Source organism: Actinomycetota bacterium, from assembly GCA_035697485.1.
In the GTDB taxonomy this organism is placed as follows: Bacteria; Actinomycetota; UBA4738; order UBA4738; family HRBIN12; genus JAOUEA01.
In genome coordinates this window covers 49,138-62,703 of record DASSCU010000025.1, presented here as the reverse complement: position 1 = coordinate 62,703, position 13,566 = coordinate 49,138, and the positions used below count along the sequence as shown (strand labels likewise).

Sequence of the window (13,566 nt, the reverse complement as noted above, 5' to 3'; positions counted from 1 at the left end):
CGACGATGGGACGGGACGAGACCGATCAGGTGCCGTCGAGGCGGCGGGCGATCCGCATCGTCGACGAGGGCATGCGGGAGACGTTCGCTCTGTACGATCGGCTGTCGTCGAGGGACCGAACGACCACGGGACTCGGAGGGGGCGACTGGTCGCCGAAGGACCTGCTCGGTCACCTCGAGAGCTGGCAGGAGTACGCGCTGGAGGCCCTCGATGCCTGGGAGGAGGATCACGGGCCGGCGATCGACGCGGTGATCTGGTCGACGAGCACCTCGACGCTCAACCGCGACGCCGTCGCGAGGAAGGCTGCCCGGCGCCCGGCGGACCAGCGTCGGCGTTCCGAGGCGACCCACGAGCGGCTGCTCGCCCGGCTGGAGGCCTTCGGCGACGCTCGCTGGAAGCGTCCGGGGACCTCGCGAGGGCGCACGCCCGCAGGAGCCCGGCTCGGGAACATGCTCGGCGGCCCACCGGGCCCGTTCCGTCACGCCGACGCGCACCTCCGTCAGCTGCGTGCGATCGTGGAGGAGCGGGCCACGTAGGGGGTCGGCCCAGCGAGGAGCTTCTCCGTCAGGGGACGACGATCACCGGCGTGCCGAGCTGCAACAGCGGCTTCAGGCGATCGAGCGAGCGCTCGCTCACGCGGAGACACCCGGCGCTCGCCGATCGTCCGATCGACGACGGGTCGTTCGTGCCGTGGATCGCGAGTTGGTTCCCGCCGCTCCACCCGGGCGGAAGCTTCGGCTGGATGCCCGAGATGCCGAACGCGAAGGTGCCGAGGTATCCGCCCGAGAACGGGATGCGGTCGGTCACGAAGTACTCGCCGGGAGGCGTCGGCGACGCCGCCGCCCCTGTCGCTGCCGGCATGCCGAACAGCAGCCGGTCGAGCTTCGTGACCGTGACGCGGTGCTCGGAGAGATCGACGTGGACCTCGATGCCCGTCGTGCGCCTGGCGAGCCCTCGCAGGGGCATCCATCCCTGGCGCCGCGGCCAGACGTACGGGATCTCGACCCGGCCCCAGCGGCCGTCGGGGGAAACCTCCTCGACCCAGGCCGTGACCGCCACGTCGTAGTACTTCGATCCGCTCGGCATCCTGCCGACCACCCGAGCGTGGGCGTCGGGGCGGGCGCGGACCGCGAGGTCGCGAGGGACGCGCACGAGCAGGTGCTTCGTGCGCTCGGCGGGTCGTGGCGCGCTCGGCGCCGCGCTCGCGGCTCGTGACCGACCCGGCTCCTTCGTTCCCCCCGTGGCCGCGACGGTGCCGGCGTCGCCGAACGCCTCCAGGTCGTGCGCGTTCGAGACGGCCCCGGCGACGAGGTCGACCTGCACCGCACCGGCGATGCCCGTGAGCCCGGACGCGACGGGTGAGGCGACCGCGAGGGCGAGCGCGATCCCGATCGCCACCCACGACGCGCGCAGGTTGAGGTTGCGCATGCACCCCTATCGGCCGTGCTCCACTGCATCTGAAGGCGACGCCGTGTTGCCCGCGGCGGGGGGCCACCATCACGGCGATAGGCTGGATGCGGGAGCGGTTCCATCGATCGGAACCGGACGACGATGACCTCGATGCAGGAGACCGCACGGGCGCTGGTGGCGCCGTCCAGGGGCATCCTGGCGGCCGACGAATCGACCGGCACGATCGCGAAACGCTTCGCCTCGATCGACGTCGAGTCGACCGAGGACGCGCGCCGGCGCTATCGCCAGCTGCTCTTCACGACTCCCGGGATCGGCGAACACATCAGCGGGGCGATCCTCTACGACGAGACGATCCGCCAGTCGACCGACGACGGACGCCGGTTCGTCGACGTGCTCGTCGACGCGGGCGTGATCCCAGGGATCAAGGTGGATACCGGCGCGAAGCCGCTGGCGCTGTTCCCCGGCGAGACCGTGACCGAGGGGCTCGATGGCCTGCGTGAGCGGCTCGCCGAGTACGTGGAGCTCGGCGCACGGTTCGCGAAGTGGCGGGCCACGATCTCGATCGGCGAGGGGCTGCCCACCGACGGCGCGATCGCGGCGAACGCGCATGCGATGGCCCGCTACGCGGCGCTCTGCCAGGAGGCAGGCATCGTGCCGATCGTGGAGCCCGAGGTGCTGATGGATGGCGACCACGGCCTCGCCGCGTGCGAGGCGGCGACCGGGCGTACGCTCGACGCGCTCTACTCGGCTCTCGCGACGGCGCGGATCGACCTCCCGGGCTCGCTGCTCAAGGTGAACATGGTCGTGCCGGGGAAGGGATGCCCCACGCAGGACGCCGACGTCGTGATCGCCGAGGCGACGGTCGGGTGCCTCACCGCGCACGTTCCCACCGAGGTGCCCGGCGTCGTGTTCCTGTCGGGGGGCATGAGCGACGAGCACGCGACGAGCCGGCTGAACGAGATGAACCGCATCGGTGCAGGCTCCCTACCCTGGGAGCTGAGCTTCTCCTACGGACGGGCGCTGCAGGCGCCTTCGCTCGCGGCCTGGCGAGGCGACGACGCGAACGTCGCGGCCGCCCAGGCGGCGCTGGCCCACCGGGCCCGCATGAACGGCCTGGCGCGGACCGGCGCGTACCGGAGTAACCTGGAAACCTCTGCAGCGTAAACACTCCTTGCCGGTCGCCCGAGGTCATGCCTCCGGGGTTCTATCATCACGAAATGACTGAACGCCGCCACGTGGGCATCCGAGACGTCGCGCGGGCGGCCGGCGTGTCGATCACCACCGTCTCCCACGCCCTCAACGAGAAGGGCGGGGTCTCCGAGGGAACGCGACAGCGCGTCCGGGAGGTCGCCGAGAGCCTCGGGTACCGGCCCGACCCCCGGGGTCGGCAGCTGGCGTCGGGACGCACGGGGCTGGTGGCCTTGACCGTGTCGCTCCCCGACGGGGTGCACGAGCTGATCGAGGAGTTCGTGCACAACGCCCACCTGATCGACGCGGCGACCGCCACCGCGATCGCGCGTGGGCTAGCGCTCGTCATCGTGCCGTCGGGCGAGGCGACGATCTGGGACCGGCTGCCGCTCGACGGCCTGATCGTCGTCGATCCGGTGCCCGACGACCCCGCGGTTCGCGAGCTGCGGAACCGGGCGGTGCCGATCGTGACCGTCGGCAAGCTGCCCGAGGGCGACGTCGACACGAGGGTCGTCGACAACGACTACCCGGTCGGCACCGCCGCGATGCTGGATCACCTCGTGGGGTCCGGCGCCCGCCGCGTGGGAGTCATGACGTTGTCGATCGGGGAGTCCTTCGAATCCGACAGCCTGGCGGCGTACCGCGCGTGGTGCGAACGCCGCGGCTCGGAGCCGTGGGTCTACGCCACCGAGCACGTCGACTGGGCATCGCCGCGAACGTGGGTCGGGTTCGAAGAGATCGCGCGGACGGCCGCGGCGGGCTGCCTCGACGCACCCGACGCGCCCGATGCCCTGTACTGCCTCTCCGAGTCGTACGCGATGGCCGTGCTGGCAGAATGCGCCCGGCGAGGGATCGACGTGCCAGGCGACCTGATGGTGGCCACGCTCTCCGATCGCGGGCTGGCCGACGGCACGAAACCGCCGCTCACCTCTCTCGAGCTACACCCGCGTGACCTCGGCACGGCCGCCGCCGAGATGCTGGCCGATCTGGTCGAAGGCACCGTGACCGATCCCTCCCCCGTGACGATCTCGACGAAGGTGGTGCCTCGCGCGTCCACCGCGCGGGGATGAGTCGCGCGTCCACCGCGCGGGGATGAGTCGCCGCGTCGAGCGGGTGACGGACGTGGTAGTACCCGTGGAGCGCTTCCGCGAGGAGAAGGAGTCGTATGAAGCTCTTGGTGATCGGCGGCGCGCGGTTCTCGGGCCGCGCGCTCAGCGAGCTCGCGATCGAACGCGGTCACGAGGTCACGCTGTTCCATCGCACCCCGACCGAGCTGTTCCCCGAGGCCGAGCACGTGATCGGCGACCGGGAACAGGGGGTCGACGCGCTCGCGGGTCGCTCGTTCGATGCAGTGGTCGACACGTGCGGCTACGTGCCTCGGGCCGTGCGCTCGTCGTCGGAGCTGCTCGCCGGGAGCGGCTGGTACGGCTTCATCTCGTCGCTCTCGGCGCACCCCGAGGACCTGCCGCCGGGCGGCACCGAGGACTCGCCGACGTTCGAGCAACCGTTCCCCGACACGGAGGATGTGACCGACGAGACGTACGGGCCGCTGAAGGTTGCGTGTGAGCGGGAGGTCATCGACGTCTTCGGCGACCGAGCCTGCGTGATCCGCCCGGGGTTCATCGTCGGTCCTCACGACCAGACCGACCGCTTCACCTCCTGGGTGCGTCGAGGTGCGGCCGGGGGGGAGATGCTTGCACCCGCGCCGGCGGACTACGGCCTGCAGTGGGTCGATGCCCGGGATCTGGCGGCGTTCGTGCTCGCCCTCGCCGAGGGCGCCACGCCCGGCGTGTACGGCGTCGTCGATCGAGCTCCGACGATGACCCTGGGGGGCCTGATCGGTGAGGCGGCTGCTGCGGCCGGGACCGACACGCGAGTAGCGTGGGTCGACGACGCCTTCATCGCTGAAGCCTTCGAGGGTGAGGCCGACGATCCGCACGAGGCGTTCCCGCTCTGGTGGCCCGAGGCACCGGGCTTCCACGCGTACGATCCGAGCCGGGCGTTCGAGGCCGGCCTGACGTGCCGTGCGCCGATCGAGACGGTGCGGGATACGCTCGCCTGGGATCGCACGCGACCCCAGGGCGTCATGAAGGCGGGACTCGACCCCGACCGCGAGCGCTCACTGCTCGCCGCTTGGCACGCGAGCGGACGCTGATGAGTGCCGCCCGTCGATCGTTATCTGGCCCGCCGCTCGACGCGATCGTCGGGACCGTCGTGTGGGTCGCGATCTTCGCGCTCGCGACCGGCCCGCTCTCGGAGCGGATCGGGCTGCTCGAGGGGCTCTGGCTGGTCGGGCCGCTCGTCGTCGTGCCGCTCGGGTTGGCGCTGGTGCGCCCACCGGCCGGGGGGCCGGAGCAGGCGCTGGCCCTCGCCCGACTCCTCGCCTTGCCCGCTGGGGTGCTCGTGGTCGTGAGCATCCTGGCCGAACCGGGGGCGATGTCGGCGTGGATCACGGCGCCGTGGGTCGTGGTGACGGGGATCGCCTTGTGGGCCGGTGTGCGATGGGTGGTGCTCGGCCCGTCGCCGCGCGCCAAGCTGATCGTTCCCGTCGCAGGGCTCGTACTCCTCGCCCTCGGGGCGGCGAGCCTCGTTGCCTGGCGAGGGCAGCTGCGCCCGATGGGGCTCTCCGACACCCGCGTCGCGCTCGCCGCTGTGCACCTGACGTTCGCGGGGTTCGGCGCGGCGATCGTCGCGGACCGGACCCGAGCCGCAGCGACCAGGCGCCGCCCGCGATCGGTGGCCGGCGCGGCGGGCGTCGTGACCGTCGTGGCGATCCCGGTGCTCGCCGCCGGGCTCGTGAGCGAACGAGGCGTTCTCGACGTCGTCGGGTCGCTGCTCCTGTCGGGAGCGCTGCTCGTGCTCGCCGTGGTGATGCTCATGGGCGCGATGCACCGTGGCCGCACCGCCGGGTCGACCGCCCTCCTCGTCGTGTCGGCAGGGTCCCTGCTCTTCGCGCTGGTGCTCGCGGTCCAGTTCGCCTTCGGACGATGGAGCGGTGACTACACGTTGTCCGTCACGCGCATGCTCGAGCTGCACGGCACCGTGAGTGGGCTCGGGTTCGTGGTCGGAGGGCTGTTCGGGTGGTCACTCGTCGACGTGCCCGACGAGCTCGAGGGCTGATGCCGTCCCGAGCCGGTCAGGTCGCGATCAGGTCGTCGAGCACGCGTTCGAGCTCGGCCCGGGGCAACTCGTAGGGCACCAGGGTGGTCTCGCCCGAGTCGTCGACGAACACCCACGCAGGCTGATACGCGACGTCGAACCGCGCCCAGAGGGAACCGTCCTCGGTCACGGCCTGTGGGAACCCGAGCCCGAACTCGTCGACGAACGCCTGCATGTTCTCGGCATCGTCGTTGCCCGGCACCCCGACGAAGGCCACCTCGTCCTCGTAGGCTCGCGCGACCCGCGCGACTTCAGGGGCGGCCCCCTGGCACGTCGTTCACCACGGCGCCCAGAACCAGAGCGCGACGTCTTCGCCGGAGAAGTCTTCGCCCTCGACCGTGCCACCGCCGAGTCGCGGGGCGGAGAAGCGCAAGACCTCGGGCACCCTTCCTCCGCCTTCGCCGCCTCCCTCAACGCTGCCCGTGGGTCCGGGCGTGGCGTCGGCGGCCGAGTCCTCGGCGGACCGTGATGGCGCCGGGCCCGCCTCACTTCCCTCTGGGCTCGAGCACGACGCGAGCACGAGGCCGAGCAGCGCGAGTGTGGCGAACGTCCGAACCGTGTTGGCGCGCATCAGACGATGGTACGCGTCGATTTTGACGGATGGATCCGGTCAGGCCCGGTGCATCGGTTCCGTCAGTTCGGTGGTTGCAGCCTCGCCTTCAGGGCCTCGACGTCGAGGTCGGGCCGAGGCAGCTGCGGATCCATGGCTTCGAGCGTCTCGACCATCAGCTTCGAGATCGCCCAGTTCCGGTACCACTTGCGGTCGGCCGGGATCACGAACCAGGGGGCGGTCTCGGTCGAGCACTCCCGGATCGCGGCTTCGTACGCTGCTTGGTAGTCCTGCCAGCGGGTCCGTTCCTCGATGTCGGCCTCGTGGAACTTCCAGTGCTTCGAAGGGTCGTCGAGGCGGGCGAGCAGTCGTTCCCGTTGCTCGTCGTAGGAGATGTGCAGCATGCACTTCACGATCGTCGTACCGGCGGCGGCGACCCGTTCCTCGAACGCGACGATCTCCCGGTAGCGGGCTCGCCAGACGTCCTCGGGGACGAGCGAGCGCACGCGGACCACGAGCACGTCCTCGTAATGGGAGCGGTCGAAGACGGTCACCTCGCCGGGCAGCGGCAGCCGCTGCTCGATGCGCCACAGAAAGTGGTGGGCGAGCTCCTCCTCGGTCGGCTTCTTGAACGATGCGACCTCCACGCCGGCCGGGTTCATCGACGAGAAGACGTGGCGCACCGTGCCGCCCTTCCCGCTCGTGTCCATCCCCTGGAGCACCACGAGGAGCGAGCGCGAGCTCTCGACCCAGAGCCGCTCCTGCAGCTCGTCGAGACGATCGGCGAGCGCCGGCAGCTCGGCCTCGGCGGCCCCGCGGTCGTCGACGCCCGGCGTCGAGCGCGGGTCGATGCCGGGCAGGATCGCCCCCTCACCGTCGGGTCGCAGCAGGTCGGTGATCGCGGGCTGTCGAGTCATCTCGCGGATTCCCCCCGTTCCCGAGCTGTCAAGCGGCGGTACACGACGAAGGCGAGGGTGATGATGACCGTCGAGGCGGCGAGCGTGATGGACGCGAGGGCGTTCAGCGAGGGCAGCGGCGAGCGTCGGGCCGAGCTGTAGATGACGATCGGGATCGTCTGACAGCTGGCCGAGGCACACAGTCGCTGCGAGATCACGAAGTTGTCGATCGACGATGCGAACACGATGGCCACGCTCGCCATGATCGCCGGGGTCAGCAGCGGGAGCAGGACGCGCTGGATCGCGCGCATCGGCGAGGCCCCGAGATCCATGGCGGCCTCCTCGTAACCTCGCCCGATCGACAGGAGGCGCGCTCGCACGATGATCACGGTGTACGCCATCTCGTACATCGAGAGCCCGAGGACCTGCGCTCTGAACCCGAGACCGACGGAGGTGAGGAGCTGGGTCATCATGAGGAAGAGCCCGACCCCGATCGCGATCTCCGGTGTGATGAACGAGAAGAGCATCACGAAATCCGTGGTTCGAGCCGATCGGCTTCGCCAGCGGTCGAGGGCGATCGCGAATGCGATGCCGAGTGGCACCGCGATCAGGACCGTGAGCGTGGACAGCTTCAGGCTCTGCATCAGAGCCGCGCGCAGTGCGGGGTCTTGGAATACGGCGTTCACATCGCGCGTGTACCAGCGGTTGATCGAGAATCCCTGCCACGTGGTCTGTGCCTTGCCGGCGTTGAACGAGAACGCGACCGCGATCGCGACGGGCACGATCGTCCACACGACGTAGCCGATCGCGGCGATCCACAGGAACCGTGCCTGCGACCACGGGTTCAAGACCCACGCGCCGAACCGCCTCGTGGCGCTCGGTCGGTCGACCGTCATCTGGGCGCTCATCGCTCTGCCAACTCGACAGCCACGTTCGTGCTCCGAAGGTAGTAGAGCATGGGGATCAGTAACAGCAGCAACAGCAGGACCACCAGTGAGGCACCTGCGTTCACGAGGGAGCTCTCGATCGACGCGACGATCAGGTTGCCGAACATCGCGGTCTGCCGAGTACTCGCGAGCAGGGTCTGTGTGAAGTAGTCACCGAACATCGGGAGCGCCACGATGATGCAGCCGGCCAGGATGCCCTGCTTGGAGAGCGGCAACGTGACCCGCGTGAAGGCCCGGAACTGACCTGCGCCTAAGTCGCGTGCGGCCTCGATCGTCGATCGTTCGATCCTGTCGAGGGTCCCGAACAGAGGCAGGATCATGAACGGCACGTACCCGTAGATGAGTCCGAAGATCACGGTCGACGGTTTCCCGTTCAACCAGAGCCTGGGTTCACTGATGATCCCGAAGGACTCGAGGATGCGGTTCACGTAACCGTCGGGTTGGAGCAGGTTCACCCAGGCGAACATCCGCATCATGTAGCTGATCCAGAACGGAGCGATGAACGCGATCAGGAAGAAGACCTTCGTGCGTCTCGCGTGCCGAGCGATGAAGTACGCGACCGGATACCCGATCAGCAGGCACGCGATCGTCGCGATCCCCACGTACACCATCGTTCGTCCCAATGTCTGCTGTTCGATCGATCCACTCGTGAACAGGTTCCCGACCACGCCGCGGAAGGCCGTCACGTCCCACTGCACCGGGTTGTAGACGGGCTTCGCGGTCAGGAAGATCGGGTCGAGCGTGCCGAAGGCGACCGAGAGCACGACGTAGAACGGCAGCACGAAGAACAGCAGCAGCCAGGTCGTCGCGGGTGCGGCGAACGACGGCCAGAACCAGCGGGGGAACCAGCTCCCTCCGTCCGTGTTCCTCTCACGCACCGCCGGTGACTTCTTGGTAGATCTGCTGATAGAGCTGGTTCACAGCGGGCTCGAGCTCGAGCTCGGTGACCCCCATCGGGATCATGTCGGCGGTGACGATCGTGTAGGTCAGGCTCTCGGGGAGGTACCCATCCTTCACGGCGCTCTCCTCGTCGAACGACTCGACGGTCGGCTGGTAACCCTCGTACGAGTAGTTCGTGATCGCGTTCGTCGGTTCGTAGAGGAAGTTGATCATCTCGTGGGCGAGCACCGGGCTCGTGGCGCCCTTCGAGATCGCGAACAGGTCGTGTGAGAGCAGGCCGTCTCTCCCGCCGGACCCTTGGGGCGGCCAGGCATATGAGAGGGCGGTGATATCGAGGCCCTTCGGCAGGTAGTACTGGTAGTAGGCCATCTGTCCGGACCACGTGTTGTGCACCTTCCACTGGTTCGCGCTGAGTTCGGTGTAGTCCACGTGGTCGTACTTCCAGCCCATCGCATCGGCGCCCTCGAGCATGTCCTGCTTGACCTCGTCCAGGATCGCCGGGTCACTCTCGTTGGGGTCGTACCCCTTGCGGAGCAGGCCGACCGCGAGCATGTCGCGTGAGCCGTTCAGGAGGTGGGTCTCACCCTCGTACGCCGTGTCCCAGTAGATGTCGTAGGGGTTGTCCATGTTCAGGATGTCGTCGGTGATCAGGTCGTTCCGCCACGCGACGCCGGTGGTGAAGATCACGTACGGGACCGAGTACTGCCGTCCCACGTCGTAGAAGTCGGGGATGCCGGTGGCGAGGTTGCCTTCCACGTTCGGGAGGTACGTGTAGTTCAGGGGCTGGATCAGGCCGCCCTGAGCGAGCTTGCCGATGTTCTCGAGCGTCACCGTGACGATCAGGTCGAAGTCCGATGCGTTCGATTGCATCTTCGACACCATCTCGTCGGGCGTTTCGAACACGGTGTACTCGATGTCGACGCCGCCGAAGCTGTCCCCGAACTGGTTGCGCACCTTCTTCCAGATGTAGTCGGCGTAGCCGAAGATCTTCAGCGGGCCCGACTCCGGACTCAGCCCATCCGCGATCGGCGGGTTGTCATCTGTGATGGGCAACGTGACCGGTGTGTCGGGTCGCGCGAGCTGGAGTCCTTCGGCGCTGGCTGAACCGCCGGTCGAGCTCGGCTCCGATGAACCGCAGGCCGCGAGGATCGCCGCGAGGCTCGGGAGAGCGACACCGGCGGCCGCCGCGCGCTGGATGAACTCCCGTCGATGGATCGGTCGGTAACGGTCCTTCGGATGTGACACTCGCGCCTCCCGATGATCGTGTCTGTGACTAACGGTGTTCTATCCCATCGGACCTGTCCTTGCTGGATGCTGCCGAGTTCGCCACGACCACGAGTCACGTTGGGTCCGCCTGTAGACTCACCGCGTCGTGCGTCCGCGCGACCGGACCGTAACCCGCATCCAGACCACCGGAGTTCGGCGTGTCCACCAGAGACGACATCCGCAACGTGGCGATCGTGGCCCATGTCGACCACGGCAAGACCACGCTCGTCGATGCGATGCTGTGGCAGTCCGGGGCGTTCCGCGACAACCAGGACGTCGCCGAGCGCGTGATGGACTCGATGGACCTCGAGCGAGAGAAGGGCATCACGATCCTCGCGAAGAACACGGCGGTCCGGTACGGCGACGTGAAGATCAACATCGTCGACACGCCGGGCCACGCCGACTTCGGCGGCGAGGTCGAGCGAGCGCTCACGATGGTGGACGGCGTGCTGTTGCTCGTCGATGCGAGCGAGGGTCCGCTGCCGCAGACCCGGTTCGTCTTGCGCAAGGCGCTGGAGTCACGGCTGCCGGTGATCCTGGTCGTGAACAAGGTCGACCGCGCCGACGCGCGCCCCGACGAAGTCGTGCACGAGGTCGAGGAACTCTTCCTCGACCTCGACGCCGACGAGCACCAGATCTCGTTCCCGATCCTGTACGCCGTGTCTCGGGAGGGGAAGGCGGGCGAGGCTCCCGACGGGCTCGCCGACGACCTGAAGCCGCTGTTCGAGTCGCTGCTCGCGCATATTCCGGCACCCCAGTACGAGGACGGTCACCCGATGCAGGCGCTCGTGACGAACCTCGATGCGTCGCCCTACGTCGGGCGACTCGCGCTCTGCCGGGTCTTCAACGGGATCGTGCGCAAGGGGCAGCCGGTGGCGTGGTGCCGGGCCGACGGCACGATCGAGCAACAGAAGCTGAGCGAGCTGTACGTGACCGACGCGCTCAACCGCGTCGACGCCGACGAGGCCGGTCCCGGCGAGATCATCGCGATCGCCGGCATCGCCGAGATCACGATCGGCGAGACGCTCGCCGACCCCGACGACCCGCGGCCGCTGCCGGTCACGCGCGTCGACGAGCCGTCGCTCTCGATGACCGTCGCGATCAACACGTCACCGCTGAGCGGCCAGGATGGCGACAAGATCACGGCACGCCTGCTGAAGTCGCGGCTCGACCAGGAGGTCGTGGGCAACGTCTCGATCCGCGTGCTCGATTCCGAACGACCCGAGATGTGGGAGGTGCAGGGACGCGGCGAGCTGCAGCTCGCGATCCTCGTGGAGATGATGCGCCGCGAGGGTTTCGAGCTCACGGTCGGCAAGCCCCAGGTCGTGACGCGCACGGTCGACGGGAACCTCCTCGAGCCGATGGAGCGCGTCGCCGTCGACGCGCCCGAGGAGTTCCTCGGCGTGATCAGTCAGCTGCTCGCCCTGCGGAAGGGTCGCATGGAGCAGATGGTGAACCACGGCACCGGGTGGATCCGCATGGAGTACCTCGTACCGGCCCGCGGGTTGATCGGCTTCCGCACCGAGTTCATGACCGAGACGCGGGGCACCGGGCAGCTGCACCACGTGTTCGAGGGGTACGAGCCGTGGCACGGCGATCTGCGCACCCGGCCGAGCGGCTCGCTCGTGGCCGACCGACGCGGCTCGACGACCCAGTTCGCGCTGCTGAACCTGCAGGAGCGTGGGTCGTTGTTCGTCGGGCCCGGCGAGGACGTCTACGAGGGCATGATCGTCGGCGAGAACGCGCGACCCGAGGACATGGACGTGAACCCGACGAAGGAGAAGAAGCTCACGAACATCCGCCAGTCCACGGCGGAGGAGCTCGTGCGGCTGATCCCGAAGACGCAGCTCTCGCTCGAGCAGGCGCTCGAGTTCCTGCGCGAGGACGAATGCGTCGAGGTCACCCCGAAGAACGTCCGTCTGCGGAAGGTGCTGCTCGACCAGAACGAGCGGCAGAAGGCCGCTCGCCGGGGCCGTCCGAAGCTTGGATAGGGCTCGAGGGATCGGGCACGAACGGGGATAGGGTCCGCGACATGGCTGACGCCTCCCGCTCGCGGCGCCTCTTCGAGCCGGTGCTCACGATCGGTGAGTATGCCGGCGAGCCTGAGATCCGTCGGAGCGGGCGCAGGGTCTTCCTCGTCGCCTTCGTCATCGCAACCGTGTTCACGATCCCGCAGGCCGTGATGGACATCGTCGCCGGCTCCACAGTGGTCGGTGTGATGAACTTGGCGTCTGTGTCGCTGACGTTGCCGTTCCTGGTCGCGATGAAGATCTGGCCGCATCGATTCGCCGCACTGGTGAACGGCATGTTCGTGTTGATCTTCGTCACCCAGCTCGCCGAGACGGCGATGTTCGGTGGCCTCTTCCCGTCGGGGTTGGTGGTGATCTTCGGTCTGGCTCTCGGGCTCGCGGCCTGATCGCGATCAGCCTGCGAGCAGCGATCTGGTGGACCGTCGCCTTCGCCGCGTCGGTGGTCTACGCGGTCGTGATCCCCGACTGGGTCGATCCGATCTACGAGCTCGCGGACCCCGCGGCCGACGCCGCGTTCAACCTCGTGGCGACGTCGATCCTCGTGTTGGCCGGCTTGGCGTACTTCGTCGGACAACGCGACCAGTATCAGCGGCGATCCGACGACTTGTTGCACGCCATCCTGCCCGACGAGATCGTGCCGCGGCTGAAGGACGGAGCGGGCACGATCGCCGACGATCTCGCCGAGGCGTCGGTGCTCTTCGCCGACGTGGTCGACTTCACGCCGATGTCGGCCGCGCTCTCACCGGCGCAGCTCGTCGAGCTGCTCGACACGGTGTTCTCGTGCTTCGACGCCTTCGTGGCGGAGCTCGGCTTCGAGAAGATCAAGACGGTTGGCGATGCCTACATGGCCGCCGCGGGCGTGCCGCGGCCGCGTCCCGACCACGCCCTCGCGATTTCCGATCTCGCCGTGCGTATCCGGGACCACGACGCCGTGAACCCCGTCGACGGAAGCCGGCTGCGCTTCCGGATCGGCATCAACTCCGGGCCGGTGACCGCCGGTGTGATCGGCACCCGCACGTTCTCCTACGACCTGTGGGGCGACACGGTGAACACGGCGAGCCGCATGGAATCGTCGGGCGTGCCGGGCGCGATCCAGATCACGGCCGCCACCGACGAGCTGATCCGCGACGCGTACGTGTGCGAGCCGCGCGGCCCAGTGCCGGTGAAGGGGAAGAGCGAGATGGAGACGTAGCTCTTGGTCTCGCGTCGCGACCGGCGAT

At 68.6% G+C, this 13,566-nt stretch carries 15 protein-coding genes; 8 read left to right on the top strand and 7 right to left on the bottom strand.

The features are described 5' to 3' along the window. The first annotated feature begins 5 nt into the window (after positions 1–5). Positions 6–536, top strand: coding sequence for a maleylpyruvate isomerase N-terminal domain-containing protein (locus VFI59_08090; protein ID HET6713654.1), 531 nt, complete (start codon positions 6–8; stop codon positions 534–536). Positions 537–564: 28 nt separating this feature from the next. On the opposite strand, the gene VFI59_08085 is transcribed toward VFI59_08090, so the two are convergent. Next, positions 565–1,428: a L,D-transpeptidase gene (locus VFI59_08085; protein HET6713653.1), complete on the bottom strand. Its 864-nt coding sequence runs from the start codon at positions 1,426–1,428 to the stop codon at positions 565–567. Between the two features lie 123 nt (positions 1,429–1,551). On the opposite strand from VFI59_08085, the gene VFI59_08080 reads away from it, so the two are divergent. From VFI59_08080 to VFI59_08065, 4 genes are all read left to right on the top strand, one after another. Further along, positions 1,552–2,574: a class I fructose-bisphosphate aldolase gene (locus tag VFI59_08080; GenBank protein ID HET6713652.1), complete on the top strand. Its 1,023-nt coding sequence runs from the start codon at positions 1,552–1,554 to the stop codon at positions 2,572–2,574. 53 nt (positions 2,575–2,627) lie between these two features. After that, positions 2,628–3,668: a LacI family DNA-binding transcriptional regulator gene (locus VFI59_08075; protein HET6713651.1), complete on the top strand. Its 1,041-nt coding sequence runs from the start codon at positions 2,628–2,630 to the stop codon at positions 3,666–3,668. A 95-nt stretch (positions 3,669–3,763) separates the two neighbouring features. Then, the gene (locus VFI59_08070; protein ID HET6713650.1) at positions 3,764–4,753 is read left to right on the top strand and encodes an epimerase; all 990 of its coding nucleotides are present in this window, start codon (positions 3,764–3,766) and stop codon (positions 4,751–4,753) included. After that, positions 4,753–5,718 (top strand): YndJ family transporter, encoded by a 966-nt coding sequence (locus VFI59_08065; GenBank protein ID HET6713649.1) that lies wholly within the window; start codon positions 4,753–4,755, stop codon positions 5,716–5,718. The genes VFI59_08070 and VFI59_08065 overlap by 1 nt, the downstream gene beginning before the upstream one ends. 16 nt (positions 5,719–5,734) lie before the next feature. Here the strand turns inward: VFI59_08065 and VFI59_08060 are convergent, their stop codons facing one another. The 6 genes from VFI59_08060 to VFI59_08035 all read right to left on the bottom strand — a co-directional run bounded on the left by VFI59_08060 (position 5,735) and on the right by VFI59_08035 (position 10,103). Next, positions 5,735–5,974: a hypothetical protein gene (locus VFI59_08060; GenBank protein HET6713648.1), complete on the bottom strand. Its 240-nt coding sequence runs from the start codon at positions 5,972–5,974 to the stop codon at positions 5,735–5,737. Positions 5,975–6,034: 60 nt separating this feature from the next. Beyond that, positions 6,035–6,328 (bottom strand): hypothetical protein, encoded by a 294-nt coding sequence (locus tag VFI59_08055; GenBank protein ID HET6713647.1) that lies wholly within the window; start codon positions 6,326–6,328, stop codon positions 6,035–6,037. Between the two features lie 62 nt (positions 6,329–6,390). After that, positions 6,391–7,224: a PPK2 family polyphosphate kinase gene (locus VFI59_08050; protein HET6713646.1), complete on the bottom strand. Its 834-nt coding sequence runs from the start codon at positions 7,222–7,224 to the stop codon at positions 6,391–6,393. Further along, the gene (locus tag VFI59_08045) at positions 7,221–8,099 is read right to left on the bottom strand and encodes an ABC transporter permease (protein HET6713645.1); all 879 of its coding nucleotides are present in this window, start codon (positions 8,097–8,099) and stop codon (positions 7,221–7,223) included. The genes VFI59_08050 and VFI59_08045 overlap by 4 nt, the downstream gene beginning before the upstream one ends. Before the next feature lie 8 nt (positions 8,100–8,107). Continuing rightward, on the bottom strand, positions 8,108–9,028 hold the full coding sequence (locus tag VFI59_08040; GenBank protein ID HET6713644.1) for an ABC transporter permease: 921 nt from the start codon (positions 9,026–9,028) through the stop codon (positions 8,108–8,110). Next, entirely contained in the window at positions 9,021–10,103 is a 1,083-nt protein-coding gene (locus tag VFI59_08035; protein HET6713643.1) for an extracellular solute-binding protein, read from the bottom strand. The genes VFI59_08040 and VFI59_08035 overlap by 8 nt, the downstream gene beginning before the upstream one ends. A gap of 371 nt (positions 10,104–10,474) precedes the next feature. Here VFI59_08035 and typA point away from each other — a divergent pair, with 371 nt between their 5' ends. The 3 genes from typA to VFI59_08020 are packed head-to-tail and all read left to right on the top strand — an operon-like array spanning position 10,475 to position 13,538. Then, complete coding sequence (gene typA / locus VFI59_08030; protein HET6713642.1) at positions 10,475–12,307, top strand: translational GTPase TypA; 1,833 nt, start codon at positions 10,475–10,477, stop codon at positions 12,305–12,307. A gap of 41 nt (positions 12,308–12,348) precedes the next feature. Beyond that, positions 12,349–12,732, top strand: coding sequence for a hypothetical protein (locus tag VFI59_08025; GenBank protein ID HET6713641.1), 384 nt, complete (start codon positions 12,349–12,351; stop codon positions 12,730–12,732). Positions 12,733–12,785: 53 nt separating this feature from the next. Beyond that, entirely contained in the window at positions 12,786–13,538 is a 753-nt protein-coding gene (locus tag VFI59_08020) for an adenylate/guanylate cyclase domain-containing protein (GenBank protein ID HET6713640.1), read from the top strand. The last annotated feature ends 28 nt before the right edge of the window (positions 13,539–13,566 follow it).

What these genes read in the sequence shown, in the direction of transcription:
- VFI59_08055 (HET6713647.1), bottom strand. Translation starts at nt 6,328, where the DNA reads ATGCGCGCCAACACGGTTCGGACGTTCGCCACACTCGCGCTGCTCGGC.
- VFI59_08045 (HET6713645.1), bottom strand. Translation starts at nt 8,099, where the DNA reads ATGACGGTCGACCGACCGAGCGCCACGAGGCGGTTCGGCGCGTGGGTC.
- VFI59_08065 (HET6713649.1), top strand. Translation starts at nt 4,753, where the DNA reads ATGAGTGCCGCCCGTCGATCGTTATCTGGCCCGCCGCTCGACGCGATC.
- VFI59_08075 (HET6713651.1), top strand. Translation starts at nt 2,628, where the DNA reads ATGACTGAACGCCGCCACGTGGGCATCCGAGACGTCGCGCGGGCGGCC.
- VFI59_08080 (HET6713652.1), top strand. Translation starts at nt 1,552, where the DNA reads ATGACCTCGATGCAGGAGACCGCACGGGCGCTGGTGGCGCCGTCCAGG.
- VFI59_08070 (HET6713650.1), top strand. Translation starts at nt 3,764, where the DNA reads ATGAAGCTCTTGGTGATCGGCGGCGCGCGGTTCTCGGGCCGCGCGCTC.
- VFI59_08090 (HET6713654.1), top strand. Translation starts at nt 6, where the DNA reads ATGGGACGGGACGAGACCGATCAGGTGCCGTCGAGGCGGCGGGCGATC.
- VFI59_08085 (HET6713653.1), bottom strand. Translation starts at nt 1,428, where the DNA reads ATGCGCAACCTCAACCTGCGCGCGTCGTGGGTGGCGATCGGGATCGCG.
- VFI59_08050 (HET6713646.1), bottom strand. Translation starts at nt 7,224, where the DNA reads ATGACTCGACAGCCCGCGATCACCGACCTGCTGCGACCCGACGGTGAG.
- VFI59_08025 (HET6713641.1), top strand. Translation starts at nt 12,349, where the DNA reads ATGGCTGACGCCTCCCGCTCGCGGCGCCTCTTCGAGCCGGTGCTCACG.